The organism is Microlunatus ginsengisoli (assembly GCF_039537205.1).
In the GTDB taxonomy this organism is placed as follows: Bacteria; Actinomycetota; Actinomycetes; order Propionibacteriales; family Propionibacteriaceae; genus Microlunatus; species Microlunatus ginsengisoli.
Map to the genome: position 1 here is coordinate 313,373 of NZ_BAABAB010000010.1, position 23,508 is coordinate 336,880.

18 protein-coding genes and 1 pseudogene are annotated in these 23,508 nt (G+C 71.6%); 16 read left to right on the top strand and 3 right to left on the bottom strand.

Features of this window, described 5'->3' with window-relative positions:
• Window positions 1–122: 122 nt before the first annotated feature.
• The 7 genes and pseudogenes from ABD747_RS08655 to ABD747_RS08685 form a co-directional block, all read left to right on the top strand.
• Window positions 123–440: pseudogene (locus ABD747_RS08655) on the top strand (PhoH family protein); the annotation flags it as partial.
• 13 nt (window positions 441–453) lie between these two features.
• Window positions 454–924, top strand: a complete 471-nt coding sequence (gene ybeY, locus ABD747_RS08660) for an rRNA maturation RNase YbeY (RefSeq protein WP_344803422.1) — start codon at window positions 454–456, stop codon at window positions 922–924.
• A 19-nt stretch (window positions 925–943) separates the two neighbouring features.
• Complete coding sequence (locus ABD747_RS08665; RefSeq protein ID WP_344803424.1) at window positions 944–2,392, top strand: hemolysin family protein; 1,449 nt, start codon at window positions 944–946, stop codon at window positions 2,390–2,392.
• Window positions 2,389–2,754 carry a cytidine deaminase gene (locus tag ABD747_RS08670; protein ID WP_344803426.1) on the top strand — a complete coding sequence of 122 codons (366 nt, stop codon included), beginning with the start codon at window positions 2,389–2,391 and terminating at the stop codon, window positions 2,752–2,754. Before ABD747_RS08665 ends, ABD747_RS08670 begins: the two co-directional genes overlap by 4 nt.
• A gap of 3 nt (window positions 2,755–2,757) precedes the next feature.
• Window positions 2,758–3,720, top strand: a complete 963-nt coding sequence (gene era / locus ABD747_RS08675) for a GTPase Era (RefSeq protein WP_344803428.1) — start codon at window positions 2,758–2,760, stop codon at window positions 3,718–3,720.
• Window positions 3,721–3,827: 107 nt separating this feature from the next.
• Entirely contained in the window at window positions 3,828–4,646 is an 819-nt protein-coding gene (locus ABD747_RS08680) for an alpha/beta fold hydrolase (protein WP_344803430.1), read from the top strand.
• A gap of 132 nt (window positions 4,647–4,778) precedes the next feature.
• Window positions 4,779–6,911, top strand: coding sequence for a M1 family aminopeptidase (locus ABD747_RS08685; protein WP_344803432.1), 2,133 nt, complete (start codon window positions 4,779–4,781; stop codon window positions 6,909–6,911).
• 57 nt (window positions 6,912–6,968) lie between these two features.
• On the opposite strand, the gene ABD747_RS08690 is transcribed toward ABD747_RS08685, so the two are convergent.
• Window positions 6,969–7,967 carry a GNAT family N-acetyltransferase gene (locus ABD747_RS08690; RefSeq protein ID WP_344803434.1) on the bottom strand — a complete coding sequence of 333 codons (999 nt, stop codon included), beginning with the start codon at window positions 7,965–7,967 and terminating at the stop codon, window positions 6,969–6,971.
• Between the two features lie 267 nt (window positions 7,968–8,234).
• Here ABD747_RS08690 and leuA point away from each other — a divergent pair, with 267 nt between their 5' ends.
• From leuA to ABD747_RS08730, 8 genes are all read left to right on the top strand, one after another.
• Window positions 8,235–10,016 carry a 2-isopropylmalate synthase gene (gene leuA, locus ABD747_RS08695; protein WP_344803436.1) on the top strand — a complete coding sequence of 594 codons (1,782 nt, stop codon included), beginning with the start codon at window positions 8,235–8,237 and terminating at the stop codon, window positions 10,014–10,016.
• Window positions 10,017–10,070: 54 nt separating this feature from the next.
• Window positions 10,071–13,208, top strand: a complete 3,138-nt coding sequence (locus tag ABD747_RS08700; protein WP_344803438.1) for an FtsX-like permease family protein — start codon at window positions 10,071–10,073, stop codon at window positions 13,206–13,208.
• Window positions 13,205–14,062, top strand: a complete 858-nt coding sequence (locus ABD747_RS08705; protein ID WP_344803440.1) for an ABC transporter ATP-binding protein — start codon at window positions 13,205–13,207, stop codon at window positions 14,060–14,062. The genes ABD747_RS08700 and ABD747_RS08705 overlap by 4 nt, the downstream gene beginning before the upstream one ends.
• Entirely contained in the window at window positions 14,059–14,679 is a 621-nt protein-coding gene (locus ABD747_RS08710) for an ATP-binding cassette domain-containing protein (RefSeq protein WP_344803442.1), read from the top strand. Before ABD747_RS08705 ends, ABD747_RS08710 begins: the two co-directional genes overlap by 4 nt.
• 74 nt (window positions 14,680–14,753) lie before the next feature.
• Window positions 14,754–15,956, top strand: a complete 1,203-nt coding sequence (locus ABD747_RS08715; protein WP_344803444.1) for a sensor histidine kinase — start codon at window positions 14,754–14,756, stop codon at window positions 15,954–15,956.
• Window positions 15,953–16,615 carry a response regulator transcription factor gene (locus ABD747_RS08720; protein ID WP_344803446.1) on the top strand — a complete coding sequence of 221 codons (663 nt, stop codon included), beginning with the start codon at window positions 15,953–15,955 and terminating at the stop codon, window positions 16,613–16,615. The genes ABD747_RS08715 and ABD747_RS08720 overlap by 4 nt, the downstream gene beginning before the upstream one ends.
• Before the next feature lie 92 nt (window positions 16,616–16,707).
• Window positions 16,708–17,496 (top strand): ABC transporter ATP-binding protein, encoded by a 789-nt coding sequence (locus tag ABD747_RS08725; protein ID WP_425562504.1) that lies wholly within the window; start codon window positions 16,708–16,710, stop codon window positions 17,494–17,496.
• Entirely contained in the window at window positions 17,493–19,994 is a 2,502-nt protein-coding gene (locus ABD747_RS08730; protein WP_344803448.1) for an ABC transporter permease, read from the top strand. The genes ABD747_RS08725 and ABD747_RS08730 overlap by 4 nt, the downstream gene beginning before the upstream one ends.
• A 6-nt stretch (window positions 19,995–20,000) precedes the next feature.
• Here the strand turns inward: ABD747_RS08730 and ABD747_RS08735 are convergent, their stop codons facing one another.
• Both ABD747_RS08735 and recO read right to left on the bottom strand, forming a co-directional pair.
• The gene (locus ABD747_RS08735) at window positions 20,001–21,572 is read right to left on the bottom strand and encodes a M1 family metallopeptidase (protein ID WP_344803450.1); all 1,572 of its coding nucleotides are present in this window, start codon (window positions 21,570–21,572) and stop codon (window positions 20,001–20,003) included.
• A gap of 279 nt (window positions 21,573–21,851) precedes the next feature.
• Window positions 21,852–22,592, bottom strand: coding sequence for a DNA repair protein RecO (gene recO / locus ABD747_RS08740; RefSeq protein ID WP_344803452.1), 741 nt, complete (start codon window positions 22,590–22,592; stop codon window positions 21,852–21,854).
• Window positions 22,593–22,673: 81 nt separating this feature from the next.
• On the opposite strand from recO, the gene ABD747_RS08745 reads away from it, so the two are divergent.
• A complete protein-coding gene (locus tag ABD747_RS08745; RefSeq protein WP_344803454.1) occupies window positions 22,674–23,447 on the top strand; it encodes an isoprenyl transferase in 774 nt (257 codons plus the stop codon).
• Window positions 23,448–23,508 lie beyond the last annotated feature (61 nt).

Sequence of the window (23,508 nt, forward strand, 5' to 3'; positions counted from 1 at the left end):
GCGGTCGCCCGCGACGCTACGTCGAGCGGATCGAGCCGGCCGGTCGGCGCGAGTGCGTCTGCATAGCGGTAGCCGCGGCCGACTCGTTGTACGTCACGAACGACGTGATCGTCACCCACAACACGCTCAACGATTCCTTCATCATCCTCGACGAGGCGCAGAACACCTCGATGGAGCAGATGAAGATGTTCCTCACCCGGCTCGGGTTCGGGTCCAAGATCGTGGTGACGGGCGACATCACCCAGGTGGACCTGCCCGGCGGCACCCGGAGCGGGCTGCGGGTCGTGCAGGGCATCCTGGACGGCGTGGAGGACATCTCCTTCTGCTATCTGACCAACCACGACGTCGTCCGGCACAAGCTGGTCGGCCGCATCGTCGCGGCCTACGACCGGTTCGAAGCCGGCGAGCCGGGGCCGCAACCGCGCTCCGCCAACCGATGATCGGCGGGCAGCGGTGACGGTCGAGATCAACAACGAGTCCGGGGTCGCGGTCGACGAGCCGGCGCTGGTCCGGCTCGCCACGTTCGCGCTGGAGCAGCTGCGGATCCATCCGCTGGCCGAGCTGTCCATCCTGCTGGTGGACGAGCCGACGATGACCGCGTACCACGTGAAGTACATGGGCGAGGACGGCCCGACCGACGTGCTGTCCTTCCCGATGGACGAGCTCCGGCCGCCGGACGACGACGAGGACCCGCCCGAGGGCCTGCTCGGTGACATCGTGCTGTGCCCGACGGTGACGGCCGCGCAGGCGGCCGAGCACGGCCGCACGGCGGCGGAGGAGACGGAGTACCTGCTGGTGCACGGACTCCTGCACCTGCTCGGGTACGACCACGCCGAGCCGGCGGAGAAGGCCGAGATGTTCGGCCTCAAGGACAAGCTGCTCGCGGCCTGGGCGACCCGTCGTCCCGACGCTGCGCGCACCTGATCCCGAACGCGGCACGACGGTGAACCAAGCCGACTGGATCCAGCTGGCGATTGCGTTCGTTCTGGCGACGTTCGCCGGCCTGACCGCCGCGGCCGAGTCCGCCCTGTACTCCTTCTCCAGCGCCCGGGCCGACCGGTTGATCGCCGAGGGCCACCGCGGCGCGGTCAAGGTCCGCAAGATCGTCGACGACCCGCCGCGCTATCTGAACACCGCCCTGTTCGTCCGGACGGTGCTCGAGGTCGTCGTGATCGTGCTGGTGGCGCTGGTCGTGTTCGGCATCTTCCCCGAGACGTGGGAGCGGGTGCTGATCACCGCCGGCTCGATGATCGTCGTGTCCTACATCCTCTGGGGCGTCGCGCCACGGACGATCGGCCGGCAGCACCCCGACCGGGTGGCGTGCGCCGCGGCCGGTCCGCTGGTCGCGCTGACCACCGTGCTCGGGCCGCTGCCCCGGCTGCTGATCCTGATCGGCAACGCGCTCACCCCCGGCAAGGGATTCAGCGAGGGCCCGTTCACGACCGAGGCCGAGCTGCGCGAGCTGGTCGACCTGGCCGAGGCGCGGGAGCTGATCGAGGCCGAGGAACGCAAGATGATCCACTCGGTCTTCGACCTCGGCAACACCATCGTCCGGGAGGTGATGGTGCCACGGACCGACATGGTGTTCATCGAGGAATACAAGACGTTGCGCCAGGCCGTGTCGCTGGCCCTTCGCTCCGGCTTCAGCCGGATCCCGGTGATCCGGGACGGCATGGACGACGTCGTCGGCGTGCTCTATCTCAAGGACGTGATCAAGCGGGTCTACGACTCGCCCGACACCCAGACCACCGAGCGGGTCACCTCGCTGATGCGGCCGCCCGTGCTGTGCCCGGACTCCAAGCCGGTCGACGCGTTGCTGAAGGAGATGCAGCTCGAACGGGTGCATCTGGTGATCGTGGTGGACGAGTTCGGCGGGACCGCCGGGATGGCCACCATCGAAGACATCCTGGAGGAGATCGTCGGCGAGATCACCGACGAGTACGACGAGGAGAACACCGACGTGGTCAAGCTCGGTGACGGCCGCTACCGGGTCTCCTCCCGGCTGGCTCTGGACGAGCTCGGCGAGCTGTTCGGCGAGGAGCTGGACGACGAGGACGTGGAGACCGTCGGCGGCCTGATGGCCAAGGTGCTGAACAAGATCCCGATCGCCGGCTCCACGGTGAGTTACGAGGGGATCGAGCTGATCGCGGAGCGCCCGACCGGGCGGCGCAACCGGATCGGTACGGTGCTGGCCACCTGGATCGGCGATCATGACCAGGACACCCCGACCGACGCCCGCAGTGTCGAGGCGGCGACCCAGATCACCCGGGTGGTCGGCACCGACGATCAGCCGGCAGAGGACCCGAAGGCGCGTCGCGCCGACGAGGACGAGGAGCGAGGACGCGGCCGTAAGGCCGGTCGAGAAGACAAGGCAGGAAAGAAAGCGTCGTGAGCGAATCCCAACCGCTGAGCCCGCCGACCCCCGACGATCCCGAGGATCGCAAGATCATCACCCTGGCCCGCGCCTCGCGCGCCCGGGCCGGGACTGCGCAGGGGGCCTGCGTCCGCGACGGCGACGGGCGGACGTACGCGGCAACGAACGTCGCCCTGGAATCCCTCACCCTGTCGGCGATCCAGTTGGCGGTGGCAATGGCGGTGTCCTCCAGCGCGCCCGGGCTGGAGGCGGTCGCCCTGGTTGCGGACGACGACCCGACGGCTCCGGAGTTGGCGCTGGTCCGCGAGGTCGCGAGCCGCCCCGTCGTCGTCTGGCTGGTCGGAAGCGACGGCGCGGTCCGCGATCGGGTGGAGGCCTGAGGAATGAGCGAACCTACGACGGACATCGGCTCGGCGACCCCGGTCCCGGCCGGATTTCGCTCCGGTTTCGCTTGCTTCGTCGGCCGGCCGAACGCCGGCAAGTCGACGCTGACCAACGCCCTGGTCGGGACCAAGATCGCGATCGCCTCGTCCCGGCCGCAGACCACCCGGCACGCCGTTCGCGGCGTGGTGCACCGTCCGGACGGTCAGCTGGTGCTGATCGACACCCCGGGGCTGCACAAGCCGAGGACGCTGCTCGGCGAGCGGCTGAACGACCTGGTCCGCGCCACCTGGACCGAGGTCGACGTGATCGGGGTCTGCCTGCCGGCGAACCAGCGGGTCGGTCCGGGCGACACCTATCTGGTCGGCGAGATCGCCGCGCTCAAACGGAAGCCGAAGCTCGTCGCGATCGCCACCAAGTCCGATCTCGTCTCGGCCGAGCGGATGGCACAGCACCTGCTCGCCATCGCGGCGATGGAAGCCGAGCTCGGCATTGAGTGGACCCACATCGTGCCGGTGTCGGCCACCAGCGGTGAGCAGCTGCCGCTGCTGGCCGACACGCTGCTTGCCCTGCTGCCGGAGGGGCCGCCGCTGTATCCGGACGGCGAGATCACCGACGAGCCCGAGGAGACGCTGGTCGCGGAGCTGATCCGGGAGGCCGCGCTGGAGGGCGTCCACGACGAGCTGCCGCACTCGATCACCGTGGTGGTGGAGGAGATGGGTCTGCGCGAGGGGCGTGACCCGGACAAGCCGCTGCTGGACGTGTACGCCTCCATGATCGTCGAACGGGACTCGCAGAAGGGCATCGTGATCGGCCACCGGGGCAGCCGGCTCCGCGACATCGGCGCCGCGGCCCGAAGCCAGATCGAGGCGATGCTCGGCACCCCGGTCTATCTCGACCTGCGGGTGAAGGTGCTCAAGGAGTGGCAGCGCGACCCCAAGCACCTGAGGCGACTCGGCTTCTGACGGTCTTCTCCGAGGCGGCGCCGAGGCTGCGCGGAGAGGGCGATGAGTTCCGGTGGTCACCGGTGTCTGTATCGCTGACCGACGAGCAGAACGAAAGGGGAGGCGACGTGACGACGACCGGATGGACCGCGGAGACGGCAGCGGGGGAGTACGCGGACGTGAACGGGATCGAGCTCTACTACGAACGGCGCGGCACCGGGAGCCCGATCGTCCTGCTGCACGGCGGCCTCGGCTCTGGTGAGATGTTCGGACCGATCCTGCCCGCGCTGATCGAGCGGCACGAGGTGATCTTGGTCGACCTGCAGGGGCACGGTCGCACCGCGGACGTCGACCGCCCGCTCGATGTCCGCACCATGGCCGACGATGTCGCCGCATTGATCGACCACCTCGGCCTGGACCGCCCCGACGCGGTCGGCTACTCCCTCGGCGGCGGCGTCGCCTGGCAACTGGGGTTCCGACACCCGGAGAAGATCGGGCGGATGGTGACCGCGTCGGCGAACATCCGTCGCAGCGCGATCTATCCGGACATGCTGGCCCAGCAGGGTCAGGTGAGCGCGGCGGCCGCCGAGTTCATGAAGGACACCCCGATGTACGAGCTGTACCAGCGGGTGGCACCGCGCCCGGAGGACTTTCCACGGCTGCTGGACAAGATCGGCGCGGCGATGGCGGTGGACTTCGACTTCACCGAGGAGGTCCGGTCGATCAAGGTGCCGACGCTGGTGGTGGCGGCCGACTGCGATATGGCGCCGCCGAGCCACTACGTGGAGGTGTTCGGGCTGCTGGGCGGCGGCGAACGCGACGGCGGCTGGATGGGGGAGGGTCGGCCCGGGGGTGGTCACCGTCTCGCGATCCTGCCCGGCCTGACCCACTACAACGTGTTCAGCTCGCCGCTGTTCGCCGCGGTGACACTCGACTTCCTCTCCTGACCGCCGAGCAGGTGGTGCCCACCGGGGAGGTCGGTTTGTTGCTCACCTCCGCGTCCTCGGGACGGTCCGTTCCCATCTGTTGACGCTCGAACGAACCGGTGGCAATTTGATCGGCATCGCTGGGGAGGGCGCATGCGCAGAGCTGCCTGGATCGTCGTCTGTTCGCTCGTCGTGGCCATGGCCGGTGTGGGTTCGCCGGCCGGCGCGGTGCCGCCGAGGGGACCCGCGCCCGGCGCACCCGGGATCGGGGACGCCTATTACCCCTTGGACGGCAACGGCGGCTACGACGTGGCCCACTACGACCTGCGGATCGCGTACACGCCGAGCGGGCACCGGCTCCGCGGGACGGCCGCGATCCGGGCCACGGCGACCCAGTCGCTCTCGCGGTTCGATCTCGACCTGCACGGGCTGAGCGTCGATGCGATCAGCGTCGACGGCCGTCGCGCGAGCTGGCACCGCACGGGCGACGAGCTGCAGGTGACGCCCGCGCGGCCGCTGGCCAAGAGAACCGACTTCACGGTGGTGGTTCGCTATCACGGCGTTCCCGGTCAGATCGAGGACAGCAGCGGGATCGTCGGAGGCGTCTTCCCGACCGCCGACGGCGCGATCGTCATCGGCGAGCCGCACGTCGCGTCGACCTGGTTCCCGGTCAACGACCATCCGCGCGACAAGGCGAGCTATCGGTTCCAGGTGAGCGTTCCCAGGGGCCTGGAGGTGGTCGCGAACGGTCGCCTCGCCGGGGTGCGCCACGGGAAGCGTACGACGACGTGGACCTGGGTGGAGTCGGCGCCGATGGCGTCCTACCTGGCCACCGCAACCATCGGACAGTTCAAGCTGACCGAGCGGCATGCCGACGGGATCGAGTTCCGGGATGCCATCGATCCGGTGCTGTTCCGCCGGACGACGCCACGGACCGGCTCCATGTTCGCGACGTCGGGCGCGTACGACAACGCGTACGAACGGCTGAGCAGGGTGATCGACGTGCCGGCGTCGGGCGGACGGTTGTCCTTCTGGGTCACCCGGGACACCGAGCCGACGTACGACTTCTTCGTCGTGGAGGCACACCCGGTCGGCAGCGACGCCTGGACGACGCTGCCCGATCTGAACGGACACACCGACACCTCGACCGGCGCCAGCTGCCCGGGGTGGCTCGCGGAGACGCACCCGTTCCTGACCCACTACCAGACCGCCGCCGGCGACGAGTGCGTGCCGGCGGGGACGACCGGCTCGTGGCACGCGGCCACCGGCCCGAGCGACGGGTACGAGCAGTGGAGCGTTGACCTCTCCGCATACCGCGGGCAGCCGGTCGAGGTTGCCCTGAGCGTGATCAGCGACCCGAGTTTCGCCTTGTCGGGCGCGTTCGTGGACGACGTCACCGGCCCGGGCGGCCAGGGCAGCACCTCGTTCGAGGCCGACGGTGATCAGCTCGACGGATGGACGTTCGGCACCGCGCCGGCCGGGGACCCGGACGACACGGGCAGCTGGAGCGTGACCGATCACGACCCGGGGACCACGATCGGCGAGAACGCCCAGGCGGTGTTCGCCCGCGAGCCGGAGATCCTGCGCTTCCTGGCGTCGCACCTCGGTCCGTATCCCTTCAAGCAGGCCGGCGGGATCGTCGACGACGACCCCGGGCTCGGCTATGCGCTGGAGAACCAGACCAGGCCGATCTATGCGAAGGGCTTCTTCGCCGGACCGTTCGGAACGGATCCGTCGACGGTGGTGCACGAACTCGCGCACCAGTGGACCGGCGACAGCGTCAGCGTCGATCGCTGGCGAGACATCTGGTTGAACGAGGGGTTCGCCACCTACATGGAGTGGTTGTGGTCGGAGGAGCACGGCGAGGGTTCCGCGCAGGATTACTTCGACGCGTTCGCGTCGAACATTCCGGCGGACGACCCGTTCTGGTCGGTGGTGATCGGCGACCCGGGGCCGGACCTGGTGTTCGACAACGCGGTGTATTACCGCGGCGCGATGACCCTGCAGGCGCTGCGCACCAGGATCGGCGACGAGGCGTTCTTCCGGCTGCTGAAGCGCTGGACGACCCTGCACGCCGGTGGGAACGCCACCGTCGGGCAGTTCGAGGCGCTCGCGGAGCGGTTCTCGGGGCAGAACCTCGACGGGTTCTTCCGAACCTGGCTCTTCACCGGTGAGAAGCCGGCAGGGATCGAGCCCGTCAGCACCAGCGCCCGGACGGCTCGAGTCTCCAGCGCGGTGGACCAGCGGGTCATCGTGTCGCTCAAGCGATCCGCCGGCCGTCGCTGAGATTCCACCGGAAGTGTCCGTCGTCCAGCACCAGATCCGTGCCGAGCGACGGACAACTCAGGCCAGGTTGCGCTCGTACATGGCGAAGACGCGGGACAACCGATAGCCGATCGACTCGTTGACGTTGATCATGTAGCTGTTGTCCGCGTTGTTCCAGGTCTCGACGACCTCCACCTCGGGTTCGGCCTCGGCGAGCCAGCGCATCATCTCGATCTTGAGCAGCAGGCCGAGCCGGTGACCGCGATGATCACGGTGGACCGCCGTGTCGCCCTGGCTGGCCCGCCCCGGCCGCAGCGGGTTGACGACCATCAGGGTGTGCCCGCCGAGCCGGCCGGTGGCGCGGTGCCGGGCCGCGATCCGATAGACCCGGTCGCCGCGACCGTCCCGCGCCGCCTCGATGTCCCTCAGTCGAGGCAGATCGAACACCTCGTCCTCATACGTCAGCTCGCCCATCGGGGCGTCGTTGATCGCGGCGGTGACGTCGACCAGGTCGGCAAGGATCGCCTCCGGCACGGGCGGGACGTATCGCTCCAGCTCGTAGTCGGCCGCGGCCAGCCGGGCCTGCTGCAGCAACCGGTCCAGCTCGGCGGAGTCCACGTCGGCGAGCCGCTGCCGGCGCCGGGCGTCGTGGCTGGCGTAGTGAAAGCCGCGCTGCTCCAGGAACGCCCGGGCCGGCTCGTCGTCCTCCGCGGTGCCCAGCCAGATCGTGGTCCGGCCGGACTCGCGGGCCCGGCGGACGGTCTCCTCGACCATCGCCGTGCCGTGGCCCCGGCGGCGGTGGTCGGGATGCACCGTGATCTCGGCCCAGACCAGGTGTCGGTTGTCCCGGGTCGGCAGCTGGACGTCGAGCACGCCGACCGGGGTCTCCGCTCCGTCCGGGAGATACAGGTAGCGCTCGTGCGGCTGCAGGTCCCAGCCGAACTCCAGCCAGCGGGCGGACAGCTCGGCCACGTCGTCGAACGCGTCGGGATCGTCGACGCTGCGAGCGGTGTTCAGCAGATCGACGGCAGCCGTGACGGCGGCGAGGTCGTCGGGCTTCACGCGTACGTAGGGCATTGGACCAGGGTGCCCGAGCCGACCGACGGGTTGCCACCGGTTTTCCGGTGCCGCCGGCGCTCCTGCGATACCGGCGGCCGATGGGGCGTTTCCATCTCCAGCCGGATGGGCTATGGTGGCCACATGGCTAGCGCCGAGCGCTTCGTTGCGCTCCTCCTTCGCTGCCGCAGCGGGGCCCGCTAAGGGCCGGCATCCTCGCTGCGGAGACTTGCCGTGCCGTCGAGCATTCCGTTCCGGCCCGAATCCACCCCCAGCAGCGAGGACTCGATGAGCACCACCAGCAACACTCCGGACAGCAGCTTCGGCACCCGGCCACAAGCCGTTCCCGTGCAGAAGCCGAGCCCGATGCCGTTTTCGCGCTACCGCGCATACACCCCCGTCGACCTGCCCGACCGCACCTGGCCGAGCAAGCGGATCGATCACGCCCCACGATGGCTGAGCACCGATCTGCGCGACGGCAACCAGGCGTTGATCGACCCGATGACCCCGGCGCGCAAGCTCAAGATGTTCGAGCTGCTGGTGTCGATGGGTTACAAGGAGATCGAGGTCGGCTTCCCGTCGGCCAGCCAGACCGACTTCGACTTCGTCCGGCAGCTGATCGAAGAGGACAGGATCCCCGACGACGTCACCGTCTCGGTGCTGACCCAGGCCAGGGAGGACCTGATCGAACGCACCGCCGAGTCGCTGGTCGGGGCCAAGACCGCCACCATCCACATGTACAACGCGACGGCGCCGCTGTTCCGCCGCGTGGTCTTCCGGGTGGACAAGGCCGAATGCCTGGCGATCGCCACCCACGGCACCGAGCTGGTGATGAAGTACGCCGAGGAGCACCTGGGTGACGTTGAGTTCGGCTACCAGTACTCCCCGGAGATCTTCACCGGGACCGAGCCCGAGTTCGCCGTGGATGTCTGCAACGCGGTGATGGACGTCTGGCAGCCGAGCGCCGGCCGGGAGATCATCCTCAACCTGCCGGCGACGGTGGAGATGTCCACGCCGAACACGTACGCCGACCTGATCGAGTGGTTCGGCCGGCACGTCCGCAACCGCGACCACGTCGCCATCTCGCTGCACCCGCACAACGACCGCGGGACGGCCGTGGCCGCCACCGAGCTGGCCATGATGGCCGGGGCCGACCGGGTCGAGGGCTGCCTGTTCGGCCACGGCGAGCGCACCGGCAACGTCGACCTGGTCACCCTGGGGATGAACCTGTTCTCACAAGGAATAGATCCCAAGATCGACTTCTCCGCCATCGACGAGATCCGTCGGACCGTGGAGTACTGCACGAACCTGCCGGTCCACCCGCGCCATCCCTACGCGGGCGACCTGGTCTACACCGCCTTCTCCGGCTCCCACCAGGACGCGATCAAGAAGGGCCTGGAGGACCTGGACCGGCAGGCCGCCGAGCGCGGCATCGGCGTCGCCGAGCTGGAGTGGGAGGCGCCGTACCTGCCGATCGACCCGCACGACGTCGGGCGGACGTACGAGGCCGTGATCCGGGTCAACTCGCAGTCCGGCAAGGGCGGCGTGGCCTACATCATGAAGTCCGAGCACCACCTCGACCTGCCGCGCCGGCTGCAGATCGAGTTCTCCCGGGCGGTCCAGAACCACACCGACGCCGGTGGTGGCGAGGTCACCCCGGACCAGCTGTGGGACGTCTTCCAGCGCGAGTACCTGGCGCCGGACGAGCCGCTCAGGCTGACGAGCGTGCAGGCCGCGTCGGGCAGCGGCCGGCGCGACTCGGTCACCGCCACCGTGGTGAACGACGGGGTGGAGCGGACGATCACCGGCGAGGGCAACGGCCCGGTGTCGGCGTACGTCGACGCCATCTCATCCCTCGGCCACCACGTCCGGGTGCTGGACTATACCGAGCACGCGCTGAGCGCGGGCGGCGACGCGCTCGCCGCAGCGTACGTCGAGTGCGAGATCGCACCCGTCGAGGGGCTCGGTGACGAGGACAGTGAAGTGGTCTGGGGGGTGGGCATGGACGCGAACATCGTCACCGCCTCGCTCAAGGCTGTCAGCTCGGCGGTCAACCGAGCCCGTCGCTGACCGACCTGTCCCGGTTTGAGCCGGTTCGGCTGATCGACAGGTGAAGATAGGACCGTGCCGCTGGTCCTGCGCAGCATCCTGCACCGCCCATCCACGGTGGTGTTGCTGTTCTCGATCTCCGCGGCCGCGGTGCTCACCTCCGTGCTCGGCCCGCTGGTCTCGCGGGCCGTGCACGAGTCGGCGCTCGACGACGCGCTGAGCGCCGAGCCGGCCGCCGCCGCGATCGCGGTTCGTGCTCCGTTGGACCGGCTGAACCCGACCACCCTCGACCACACCCCGGTCGACACGGTCGACGGCGTGCTCGGAGCCGGCCGCGCAGCCGAACCCGATCTGTGGCAGGAGCCGACCCATTTCCTGATCACGGCGGCGAACGTCGGCTGGCTGCCATCCACCGCGCGGGCAGGGACGGAGACGATCGGGTCCCGCGTCACCGCATCGGAGTCGCCGTGTCGGGGTTTCGTCCTCAGTGCCGGAACCTGCCCGGCGGCGGCCGGGCAGGTCCTGCTCAGTGACGCCGACGGCCGACAGCACGAGGTCGGCGTCGGATCGACGGTGATCCTGACCGCGCCCGACTCGGCTCCGCTCCGGCTCCGGGTCACCGGCCTGTACGACCCCGAGCGCTCCGACCAGGCCCCGTTGCTGCGGCCCGGCACGGACGCGGGCGCGCTGGCCCAGGTGACCGGCGATCCGCTGGTGGTCACGACCGATCAGGCTCAGGCGATCAACCTGCCCTACCGGGTGCAGGGCCGGCTGCTGCTGCGACCGGACCGCTCGATCGCGGTAGCGGACGAGCCGGCGCTCCGCGCGACGGTGGCGGCGATCATGGTGTCGATGGCCGGGCAGAGCACCGTGCTGGAGTTCGACACCGATCTGGACACGCTGCTCGATCGGGTCGACGCCCAGTCGGGGTCCGCGGGTGTGCTGATCACGGTCATCGTGCTGCAGGCGGTCGCCCTGGCGCTGTTCACACTGGCGATCGTGCTGCAGCGGGTGGCGCGAGCCCGGTCGGCGGAGTGGAGCCTCGGCCGGCTGCGCGGAATCCGGCGGACGCGGTGGTTGGGCTCGATCTATCTCGAGCCGGCGCTGGCGCTGCTGCTCGGCGCACCGGTCGGTCTCGCGCTCGGCGTGCTCGGCGCTGGCCTGATCGCGGCCCGAGAGCTGCGGCCGGGCACGCCGGTGGACGCGTGGCGCGGTCCGGTGCTGCTCGCGGCCGGGGCCGCGGTGCTCGGCGCGCTGGCGGCGCTGGTCGCGGTGAGCCTTCGCAGCGTCCGCCGTCCGCTGGTGGAGCAGATCCAGCAGGCGTCGGAGAGCCGCCGGTCGAGCGTGCCGGGCGCCGTCGCGCAGGCCGCGGTCGTGGTGCTGGCGGCGGCCAGCCTGTACCAGTTGCTGACCGGCGGCGCGCTGGGCAGCACCGGGTCGCGGCTCGGCCTGCTCGCACCTGCCGCCTGTGCCTTCGCGCTGGCGGTGATGGTGGTCCGTGTCGTGGTGATCGCGGTCGGCCGGATCACCGCGCGGCCGGCCCGCGGCCGGGCGGCGCTGGTGGTCGGTCGGCGGGCGGCTCGGGTGCCGTCGTCGCTCAACCCGGCGGTGGTCATCGCCGCCGGGCTCGCCCTTGCGCTGTTCGCGGGCCAGACGTGGTGGCTGTCGAGCCGCAACCAGGACCTGAAGGCGGCCGCGACGGTCGGCGCCGGCAGCGTGCTGACCGTCACGGTCCCGCCCGAGGTCGATCTGATCGCCGCCGTCGATCGCGCCGATCCGGGCGGGCATCAGGCGATGGCAGCGATGGAGCGGATCGGCTCGTCCAACGGCGGCACCTCGCGGATCGTGGCGGTGGACAGCGACCGGTTCGCCGCGGTGACGACCTGGCGGCCCGAGTGGTCCGATGTGGAGGATCTGGTCGGCAGCCTGCAGGGGCCGTCGCGGACCGCACCGGTGATGCTGCACGGTAGCCAGGTCACGGTTCGGCTCACCGACGTACGGGTCGGCGTCACGGTCGGAGTCAGTCCGGGATCCGGGCGCGCGTTCGACATTCCGGTCGCCCAGCTGCGGCCGCCGAGCCTCTCCCTGATCCTGGACACAGGCGCAGCCTGGGAACATGTCCCGCTCGGCCCCGTCGGTGGGGACGCCGGGGGTGACGGCATCCGGCGGTCAGCGATCCACTGCGCGACGGCATGCCGAGTGGTGGGATTCCAGCTCGAGTCGAGCGAGGGCTCGGCCTATCAGGCCGGCTTCGTCGTCGCCGAGATCCGGACCGACGCCGACACCGCGGCGTCGATCCGGTCCTGGCTGACCGATCCGCACGGGTGGCAGCAACGCGTCGCCGACCAGGACTCGCCGGCGCCGGTCGCCGGTGCCGCACCCGCGGCCGACCCCGGCGGCCTGTCGGTCCGGGCCTTCGACCAGCAGGGCGGGCTGCCCACGATGGTGTCGCGGACCGACGCGACCGACCCGATGCCGGCCTTGCTCGGCCCGACCGTGCAGCAGGTCGGCGTTGCCGGTCTCTCGGGCGTCGCGTACGGCACCGGTCTGCCCGGCCTGAGCCAGCTGATCGAGGTCGCCGGCCGGGCTCAGGTGCTGCCCCGCTCGCTCGACGACGGTGTTCTGGTCGATCTGCGCAACGCCCGCTGGACCAGCGACCCGAGCCAGAACCAGGCGGTCAGCGAGGTCTGGCTGGCCCCCGGCGCGTCCGGACAGGTCGTCGATTCCTTGCGACGGCAGGGAATTCGCGTGCAGAGCGTCGAGCGACTGGCCGACGTCCGAGCCGACCTGCGCGCCCAGGCGGTGACCCGAGGTACGGCGGTCGCGGGCTGGGTCGGCTACGCGGCGTTGCTGCTGGCGCTCGCCGGGCTGGTGGCGTCCCGGGTCGCGGACGCCGTCCGTCGCCGTGCCGACTGGGCGTCGTTGCGCGACGCGGGGCTGCCGGCCCGGGCCGTGCGGGGGCTGACCATGATCGAGGTGTCGGTGCCGGCCCTGGTCGGGGTCGTCATCGGTGTGGCGGCGGGCCTGCTGGCGATCGTGTCGGCGGCCCCGCGGCTCCCGCTCGTCGACCAGAGCACACCGGGACCGCCGCTCGACCTCCACCCGGCATACGGCCCGATGCTGATCGTGGTGGGCGTGACCGCAGCGATCGTGCTGGTGATCGCGGGCGCGGCGGGGCTGGTCGAGGGGCGCTCCCGCCGGAGCGAGCGATGACCGCGTCGACGGCGGCCACTCGGACCGGGGGAGCTGCCGTTCGTACCGTCGGCGTCGTGCACGTCTACCGGGTCTTCGGTACCGACGTCGCGGCACTGCGCGGCGTCGACCTCGACGTCGCTCCGGGCGAGCGGGTCGCACTGCTCGGTCCGTCCGGCTCGGGCAAGTCCACCCTGCTCAGCGTGCTGGCCGGGCTGCGTCGGCCGTCGGCGGGGTCGGTGCTGGTCGACGGCGACGACGTCGCCCGGTTCTCCGAGGGGCGGATGTATCGCTACCGAGCGGCGACCGGTCTGATGCTGCAGGGTGCCGCGTCCAACCTGTTGTCGTACGCCACCCCGGCGGAGAACGTCCGCTTCGCCCGGACGGGCACCCGAGCGGCTCTCGGCGCCGGCCGGCAGGTGCTGGAGCTTGCCGGCCTGCACGACGAGCGGCGGACGGTGGACCGGCTCGACCGGGCCGGCCAGCAGGCGGTCGCGCTGGCGGTGGCGGTGATGAACGCGCCCCGGCTGCTGCTCGTCGACGAGCCGACCAGCCAGCTCGACGACGACGAACGCGACCACCTGCTCGACGCGCTGGTCGAGGCGACGCAGCAGGCGGGCACAACGGTGGTCATGGTCACCCACGACGAGGCCGTCGCCGCCCGGATGCAGCGCATGATCCGGATGCGCGACGGCCGGATCGGCGCCGAGGGCCTGCGACACGAGCAGTACGCGGTGATCGGGTCCGACGGCTCGGTGCAGTTGCCGGAGGAACTGCTGGCGACCTGGCCGGCCGGGTCGACCGTCCGGGTGCAGGCGGCCTCGGCGGACGAGATCCGCCTGCTCCGCCGGGCCGACGAGAGTCGTGAACAGTGACCGGGCCCGGATCGGATGCCGGCCTCCGCGCACGTGGTCTGGCCATCAGCCGCTCGGGCCGGACGGTGACGCGCGGGCTCGACCTGGACGTACCGGCCGGGGGCTGGGCCGGCATCGGCGGTGGGCCCACCGCAGACACGTCGGCCCTGCTGGCAGTGATTGCCGGCCGGCGCCGGCCGGACGCGGGCGAGCTGCTGCTGGGCGGACGTCCGCTGGACGCCGGGCGGGTCGGCTACGTCACCGGTGAGCACCGGCTGATCGGCACCCTGACGGCGGTCGAGAATCTCGCCGTGGTGCCGTACGACATGGGCGGCAGCCCGTCGCGGCGTTGGGCCAGGGCGGAGAAGCAGCTGGCGGCGGTCGGGCTGCCGAGCTCGTCGTGGCACAACCTGACCGAGCAACTGTCCGGTGGCCAGCAGCAGCGGGTGGCGATCGCCCGTGCCCTGGTCGCGCGGCCCCCGCTGGTGGTGCTGGACGACCCGGCCAGTGAGCTCGATCCGGACAGCACCGCACTGCTGGTTTCCGTGCTGGCCGGTGCGGTGGCGGCCGGCGGCTGTGGCGTGCTGGCGACCGGCGACGAGCGCCTGCGGGCCCTCTGCACCATCTGGATCGGGTGAGCAAGCGCCCGCAGACGGCGTACGACCGTGGTCTGATGTCTGCGGTAGGGCCGCCGTCTAGGCTGCCGGGCGAGATGTCTGTGTTCGAGGTGCGCGACCGCGCGTGGCTGTTCGACTTCTGCCTGGCCGCCGTCGTCGGCCTCGCTGTCGTCGGGCTCGCCGGCCACGACGTCGACACTGCGCTCGCCTCGTCGGTCCTCGCGGCCTCGCTGCTGTTCCGCCGCTCGCACCCGAGTGTGGCGCTCGCGCTCGGGATCGTCGGGTCGCTGGCACTGCTGGGCGTGGCGGACACGCCGCAGCCGGCGATCGTGGTGGTGCCCATCCTGGTCTACAGCGTGGCCCGCTGGTCGGATGGCCGGCACGGCCTGATCGCCCTGGTGGCGGCCCTGTTCGGCGCCGTGCTGGGACCGCTGCGCTGGACCGGACAGTCTCTGGACGCAGGCAGCTTCGTGCCGTTCGCGATCACCCTGGTCGCCTGCGCTGCGATCGTGGCCGGTGCCTACCTGCTCGGCAGCCGGTTGCGCGAGGCGCGCCAGCGCCAGCGCGAGCGGCAGGAGGAGGCGATTCGCGAGCGGAAGCTGGTGGAGTCCGAGCAGCAGCAGCGAGCCCAGGTGGCGACGATCAGCGAGCGCAACCGGATCGCTCGCGAGCTGCACGACATCGTCGCCCACTCGCTGTCAGTGATCGTGGTCCAGGCCGAGGGAGGCCGGGCGCTGTCGGCGAAGCGCCCGGAGGCGGCTCCGGACGTCTTCGGCACCATCGCCGAGACCTCGCGGCAGGCGCTGGCCGAGACCCGGCACATCGTCGGCCTGTTGCGCGGCGAGGCGGGCCGGTCCGACCCGACCGCCTATGCGCCGACGCCCGGGCTGGAGGATCTCGCCAGCCTGGTGCATCGCACCTCGGAGACGTACGAGTACAGCAGCTTCGGGGCCCCGCCGCCGGTCAGTCAGGCGCTCGGGTTGAGCAGCTACCGGATCGTTCAGGAGTCGCTGACGAACGTGCTGAAGCACGCTGGTCCGGGTGCCTGCGCACGCGTCACGGTGGCCTACACCGCCGATGCGATCGAGCTGGAGATCAACGACGACGGCGTCGGCGCCGCAGCCACGCCAGGTCCGGCCGGCCACGGCCAGGAGGGGATGCGCGAGCGGGTGGCCTTGCACGGGGGGTGGATCGCGGCCGGACCGCGGGTGGGCGGCGGCTACCAGGTGCGGGCCTGGCTGCCGCTGGACCCGGCACCGGCCGCGCGTCCGGTCCAACCCTTCCCGATGCGCACATGAGCATCGGTGTCCTCCTGGTCGACGACCAGGCGCTGGTCCGCAGCGGCTTTCGGATGCTGCTCGAGGCCGAGGACGACATCGAGGTGGTCGGCGAGGCGGCGGACGGCTGGGAGGCCGTCCAGGCACTGGCCTCGACGTCCGCCGACGTGGTCTTGATGGACGTCCGGATGCCGCGGATGGACGGGGTCGAGGCGACCCAGCGGATCACCGACGCCGGCCTGCCGGGCCGGGTGCTGGTGCTCACCACCTTCGATCTGGACGAGTACGTCTATGCGGCGCTCCGAGCCGGCGCGAGCGGGTTCCTGCTCAAGGACGCCAGGCCGGACGAGCTGCTGTCCGCGATCCGCAACGTCGCCGCCGGTGATGCCGTGGTGGCGCCGAGTGCCACCCGGCGGCTGCTGGCCCACGTCGTGCCGCATCTGCGCCCGCCGGCCGCCGAGCAGGGGCCGGACCCCCGGCTCGCGGTGCTGACGGCGCGGGAGATCGACGTCCTCCGCGAGATCGCGGGCGGGGCCACCAACGCCGAGATCGGTGCCCGGCTCTATCTGGCCGAGGGGACCGTCAAGACCCACATCGGACGGCTGCTGGCCAAGCTGGAGGTCCGGGACCGGGTCGGCCTGGTGCTGTTCGCCTACGACGTCGGTCTCGTCGATCGCTGATCCGACGGCGCGCCGCCGGGACCCAGGTCGTACCCGGGTCTGGCCTGCGCTCCGATGCCGGACCCCTGTTCGGCCGCCTAGCGTGGCCGAGCGTGACTGCCTCTACCGCGTCCGGCCTCGCGCCGGGCCCGTCCGCCCGCCGAACCGCCGGCCTCCGCACCGCCGGCCTCCGCACGATCGCGCTGACCAAGGAGTACGGCGCCGGCCGGACCCGTGTCCGAGCCCTCGACGGCGTCGACCTCGACCTCGACGCCGGGTCGTTCACGGCCATCATGGGACCGTCCGGTTCCGGCAAGTCGACGCTGCTGCACTGCCTGGCCGGACTGGACCGTCCCACCGGCGGTCAGGTCTTTCTCGGTCCGACCGAGCTCGGTTCACTCGATGACCGCGCCCTGACCCGGATCCGCCGGGACCGGATCGGCTTCGTCTTCCAGAGCTTCAATCTGTTGCCGACCTTGACCGCGCGGGCCAACATCACCCTTCCGCTGGACCTGGCCGGCCGGCGAGTGGACCGCGCCGAGCTGGACGCGGTGGTTGCCTCGCTCGGTCTCACCGACCGGCTCGATCATCGTCCGAGTGAGCTCTCCGGCGGACAGCAGCAGCGGGTGGCGATCGCTCGCGCGCTGGTCACCCGGCCGGAGGTGCTGTTCGCCGACGAGCCCACCGGCGCGCTCGACTCGATCACCGGCCAGACCCTGCTCAGTCAGCTGCGCCGGGCCAGCCTGGAGACCGGCCAGACCGTCGTGATGGTCACCCACGACCCGATCGCGGCGTCCTACGCGGCCCGGGTCGTGCTGCTGTCCGACGGCCGTCCGGCCGACGATCTGGACCGGCCCGACCCCGAGTCGATCGTCCGCGCGCTGACGAGCCTGAGCCGATGAGCGGGCCCCGGACGAGCATGGCCCGACTGGCCTGGTCGGAGGTCCGCCTGCACCCGGTCCGCTATGCGGCCACCCTGGCCGCTACCGCGATCGGGGTCGGCTTCGTGGTGGCGCTGCTGGTCTTCGTCCCGACCCAGTTCCGCGGGATCGGGGCGCGGGCCACCGCCTCGACGGCGGTCGCCGACGTGGTGGTGAGCGGCGTCGACGACCGGGCCGGCACCTTCGCGGCGAGGCTCGCGGCGCAGCCCGGCGTCGCGGCGGTCGACCGGCGGCTGGAGGTGCAGGCGGAGCTGAGCGCCCACGGGCACCCCGGCTCCATCCGGCTGCTGTCGCTGCCGAGCGATCCGCGGCTGAACTGGCTGCACCTCTCCTCGGGCCGGTGGCCGGCGGCCGGAGAGCTGGTGGTCAGCGGGGCGACCGCGGCGGCGTACGACCTGCGGGTCGGCGATCCGGTCGAGGTGGGGCTCGGCGGCAGCGGGTCGTCGAGCCAGCAGCGGCTGACGGTCTCGGGGATCACCGACGAGGGCCGGTCGCTGTTCGAGGGACTCCAGCCGGCCGGCCTGGTGCCGGTCGCGACGTTTCCCGCCGAGTCGGCCCGCTATCCGACCTTCCTGGTGCTGGCCGAGCCCGGGGTCGACCCGGGCCTGCTGCGCACCCGGCTCGCCGGGCTGGTGCCCGCGGATGCCGTCGTGCAGACCTCCGCAGACCTCGGCCGGCAGGCCGTGGATCAATTGAGCGGCGGGGCTCAGGCCGCTCAGCTGCTGCTGCTCACCTTCGGCGCGATCGCGCTGCTGGTCGGCGCCATGATCGTGACCAACACCCAGTTGCTGGTGGTCGCACAGCGCCGCCGCCAGATCGCGCTGCTGCGGGTGGTGGGTGCGGACCGGCGGCAGGTCCGGCGCAGTCTGCTCGCCGAGATCGCGCTGGTCGGATCGCTCGGCAGCGTCGGCGGTGCCGCGCTCGGGGTCGCCCTGGCCGTACTGGTCTCGGCCGGGCTGCACAGTCTGGGTGGCGGCGTGGTCGTGCCGCTCGGTCAGATCGCGATAGCGGTCGCCGTCGGAGTGGCGGTCGGGTTGGCGGCCAGCCTGGCGCCGACCTGGCGGGCCACCCGGATCGCGCCGATCGAGGCGTTGCGGCCGGTCGCGGACGCGGCGGTGGAGCACCGGACCGGGCGGCTGCGCATCGTCGTCGGCGCAACCCTGGTGCTGCTCGGCGCCGGCGGGATCGTGACCGGCGGCCTGGTGCCGCCCGCGGCGTTCCTGATGGCCGTCGCCGGCTCGTTCGTGCTGGCCGTCGGCATCCTGGCGCTGGCCCCGCTGTATGTCCCGCCGCTGCTGCGGGTTGCCGGCCGGCTGGTGGGCCGGGCCGGCCCGACCGCACAGCTGGCCGCCGCCAACCTGGCACACCATCCGCGCCGGACGGCGGCCACCGCGACCGAGCTGATGCTGGCCGTCGGCCTGATCGTCACCCTCCAGGTCGGAGCGGCCAGCGTCAAGGTGTCGGTCCGGGACGAGGTCGCCCGACAATTCCCCGTCGACGTGTCGGTGCTGAGCGCCGACGTGCCCATCTCGCCGACCGTGCGCGCGGCGGTGGCCGCCGTACCGGGCGTGCGCGCCGTCGAACCGGTCGTCATGACCGACGCCCGGGCAGTGGCCGGCTCGCATGCTGCATCGGCCGCACCCGAGGGTGCGGGTGTCGAGATCGGAGTGGTCGGACTCGCGCCGAGCGCGGCGCGGGTCGTCGGCGGCGGCTTCGAGGACGTACGGCCCGGTGTCGCCCTGGTGCACCCCTTCACGCTCGAGATGCTGTCGGCCAAGGCCGGCGACCCGGTCCGGCTGGACGTCGGCCGGCGCTCGGTGGTGCTGCGGCTCGCGGCCAGCGACCTCGCCGACGCCGGGCAGGTGGTGGTGCCGGCCTCGGCCTTGGCCCGGCTCGCTCCGGCGGCGGATGTCCGGCTGCTCTGGGTGCGGACCGATCAGGACCGGCCCGCGCAGATCCTGGCCGGGATCAACGCCGCCAGCTCCGCCCAGCTGGGGCTCGAGGTCGGCGGGTCGCTCGTGCAGTCCGCCGCGGTGGCCTCCGCCGTCGACGCCGTCCTGCTGGTGGCGACCGCCCTGCTCGGGGTCGCGGTGCTGATCGCGCTGGTCGGGGTCGGCAACACGATCAGCCTGTCGGTGATCGAGCGGGCACGTGAGTCGGCCCTGCTCCGCGCACTCGGCGTTCAGCGTCGCCAGTTGCGTGGCATGCTCGCGGTCGAGGCGGCGCTGCTGGCGGTGGTGGCCACCCTGGTGGGCGTGGTCTGCGGGATCGGCTTCGGCGTGATCGGGACGCACAGTCTCGGCACCCAGCTCGGTCTGGCGCGGGTGCACTACACCGTGTCGGTGCCGCAGACCGCGCTGGTGGTGGCCGTCGCCCTGCTCGCCGGGCTGGTCGCCTCGGTCCTGCCCGGGCGCCGGGCCGCGGCCGCCGACCCGGCCCGGCTGCTGGCCGACGACTGAGCTCGGTCAGCCGAAGCCGTATTCCTTGGTGTGCGGTGGTGGCGTGGTGCCCATCACCCAGGCCGCGAAGAACGGGGCCAGGTCGACCGACGTGACCGACTGCGCGGTGATCATCCACTCCTCGGTGCTGCGGCTGCCGGGCCGTTGCGCCCACTCCCGAGACAGCTTGACGAACGCGGCGTCGCCGATCCGGTTGCGGAGCGCCTGCAGCAGCATCGGGCCGCGGGTGTAGACGGCGTCGAACAGGTGGTCGGCGCCCGGGTCGATCATGGTGATCTGCCAGAAGTCGGGGTCGTCCTTGGTGGCCCGATAGGCCTGTTCCAGCCGGTCGTTCATGCTGCGGCCGCCGATGCTGGTGAGGTAGGCCCACTGGCCCCAGCTCGCGTACCCCTCGTTGTCGAAGATGTCGTTCCACTGCCGCACGGTGACGTTGTCGCCGAACCACATATGAGTCAGCTCGTGTGAGACCAGCCCGGGGGCGAACTGGCCGTCGAGGATGGACTCGGCGCCGTACACCGGCCGGGTCTGGGTCTCCAGCCCGCCGAAGCCGAGCCGGTGGGCGGGGACGACGCCGCCGATCTCGGCGAACGGGTACGGCCCGAACCACCGGCTCAGCGTCTTGACGATCTTCGGCGACGGCTCCATCGCGGCGAACGCCTTCTGCCGGTCCTCGGGGCTCAGCTGCTCGCTGACCGCGTACACCGCCTGCAGGCCGTCGACCGTGCTCTGCCGGATCTCGTACTGGCCGATGCTGACGAAGTTCAGGTACGTCGCCATCGGCTTCTCACACAGCCAGTGCCAGGTCGCGGTGTCGGGGTCGGAGTCGCTGTCGCGGGAGACCAGCCGGCCGACGCTGATCGCCTCCATCCCGTTCGGCACCGTGACCGAGACGTCCATCAGGGCCGGGTCGGAGGGATGATCGTTGGACGGGAACCACCACGCGGCGCTCTCCGGCTCGCCGGCGGCGGTCCACTCCTGGTTGGTGACCGACCAGGGATGTCCGCGCGGGGAGGCGATCTTCGCCGGATCGCCGGCGTAGCTGACCACCACCGTGAACGTGCTGCCCGCCTTGATCGGAGTCTGCGGGGTGACCTGGACGTCCTGCAGGCCCCGCTGCTCGACCTGGGCCGGACTGCCGTCGACGGTCACCGCGTCGGTCTTCAGCACCAGGTCGTAGAAGAACGAGCTCAGGTCCTTGGTCGCCCGGGCCGTGATCGTGGTGGTGCCGGTGATCGACTGTGTCCTGGGGTCGAACCGGATCGCGATCGCGTACTTGGTCGCGTCGTAGCCGGAGCTGCCGTAGTCGGGGAAGTACGGGTCGCCGGCCCCGGCTCCGCCCGCGGACGGCTGATCCGGTTCGCGCCCGGTGCCGGGCGGAGCCGGCTCGACCGCCCGGGCGGAGCGGACGGCGATCGCGATGCCGACAGGCACGGCCAGCAGCAGCAGCAGGAAGATCGGCATGATCACCGCGATCGCGTACGCGGCGGCGGGCGGGCGGTGCCGCGGTTCTTCCGGCTCCGGCGGCGCGGCCCAGCCTGGGTTCACGTATCGCGGGTCGCGCGGGTCTCGGACGGTCACGGGCGAGGCTTCTCGGGAGTGAGGATCGATTCTGGGCGACACGCTTTTTCGTCGCCGAGAATCGTGACGAACGAGTGAGATCCCGCCGAGTCCGTGACCGCGGAGCGCGGAGCGCGACCATCGGGTTCGGTCATGGGCGAGGCTTCTCGGGAGTGAGGATCGATTCTGGGCGACACGCTTCTTCGTCGCCGAGAATCGTGACGAACGAGTGAGATCCCGCCGAGTCCGTGACCGCGGAGCGCGGAGCGCGACCATCCGGTTCGGTCATGGTGTCGCCGCTCAGCGCTCGACGTGCACGAGCGAGCGCAGGCCGCGCTCCAGGTGCCAGGCGACGTACGCGGCGGTCAGCCCGCTCGCTTCCTTGGTGACCCGCGGGTCAAGGTCGCGAGTGTCGGCCCAGCGGCCCTCAAGCAGCGCCCCGAGCAGGCGCAGCGTCTCGATCGAGGGCCGGGCCGAGCCGGACGGCCGGCAGGGCTCGCAGACCACGCCGCCGGCGCCGGGGGAGAACGCCGAGTGGGGCCCGACCACCCCGCAGCGGGCGCAGTCGGTGAAGGTCGGTGCGTAGCCCGCGACTGCCAGCGAGCGCAGCAGGTAGGAGTCCAGGATCAGCGAGGCAGGGCGCGGACCGTCGTTCGTGCCGCGGTTGAGCACGCCCAGAGCGCCGACCAGCAGCAGGTACTGCTGGACGGCCGGCTCGCGCTCCTCGACCACCAGCCGGTCGGCGGTCTCCAGCATCACCTGGCCGGCGGTATAGGCCGGATAGTCGGCCACCAGCGGCTCACCGAAGGCGTGCAACGACTCGACCTGGGTCACCACGTCCAGCGTGCGTCCCTCGGCGAACTGCAGGTCGACGTGGGAGAACGGTTCGAGCCGGGCGCCGTACTTCGACGACGTCCGGCGGACGCCCTTGGCCACCGCACGGATCTTCCCGCGGCCCCGGCTGAGGAAGGTGATGATCCGATCCGCCTCGCCGAGCTTGTGCGTCCGAAGCACCACGGCTTCGTCGCGATAGGTCGGCACCTCGCTATTGTCCCTGATGTGCCAAGGACCCGCCGCGACCGCGAACCCGCGCGCCGGGCGGGTCGTTCCCCGCGCCCACCGGTGCCGCACCCGAGCGGGGCCCGTCCGCCGGCGATCCCGGCGGACAAGGTGCCGCAGCACGTCGCGATCGTGATGGACGGCAACGGCCGCTGGGCCAAGGCGCGGGGGCTACCACGGACCGACGGGCACGCGATGGGCGAGGCCGCCCTGTTCGACGTGATCGAGGGCGCGATCGAGATCGGCGTGAAGTATCTGTCGGCGTACGCGTTCTCCACCGAGAACTGGCGCCGCTCGCCGGACGAGGTCCGCTGGCTGATGGGTTTCAACCGGGACGTGATCCGGCGCCGCCGCGACCAGATGGACGCGATGGGCGTCCGGGTCCGCTGGGCCGGCCGCCGGCCACGGCTGTGGCGGAGCGTGATCACCGAACTGGAGGATGCCGAGCGGCGGACGGTCGACAACGACGTCCTCACCCTGCAGTTCTGTGTGAACTACGGCGGCCGCGCCGAGATCGTCGACGCGGTCCGGCAGATCGCAGCGCTGGCGGCGGCGGGCCGGCTGGATCCGGACCGGATCACCGAGGAACGGTTCCGGCAATTCCTGGACGAGCCGTCGATTCCGGATGTGGACCTGTTCGTCCGGTCGTCCGGGGAGCAGCGGACCTCGAACTTCCTGCTCTGGCAGAGCGCGTACGCCGAGCTGGTCTTCCTCGACCGGCTCTGGCCGGACTTCGACCGGCGCGACCTCTGGCACGCCATCCAGCTGTACGCCGACCGCGACCGACGCTACGGCGGCGCGGTGCCCAATCCGGTCGCGCCACCGCCCACCGTCTGACCCCGCCCCCCGCCTGACCCCGCCCCCCGCCCGACCCCGCCCCCCGCCCGACCCCGCCCGC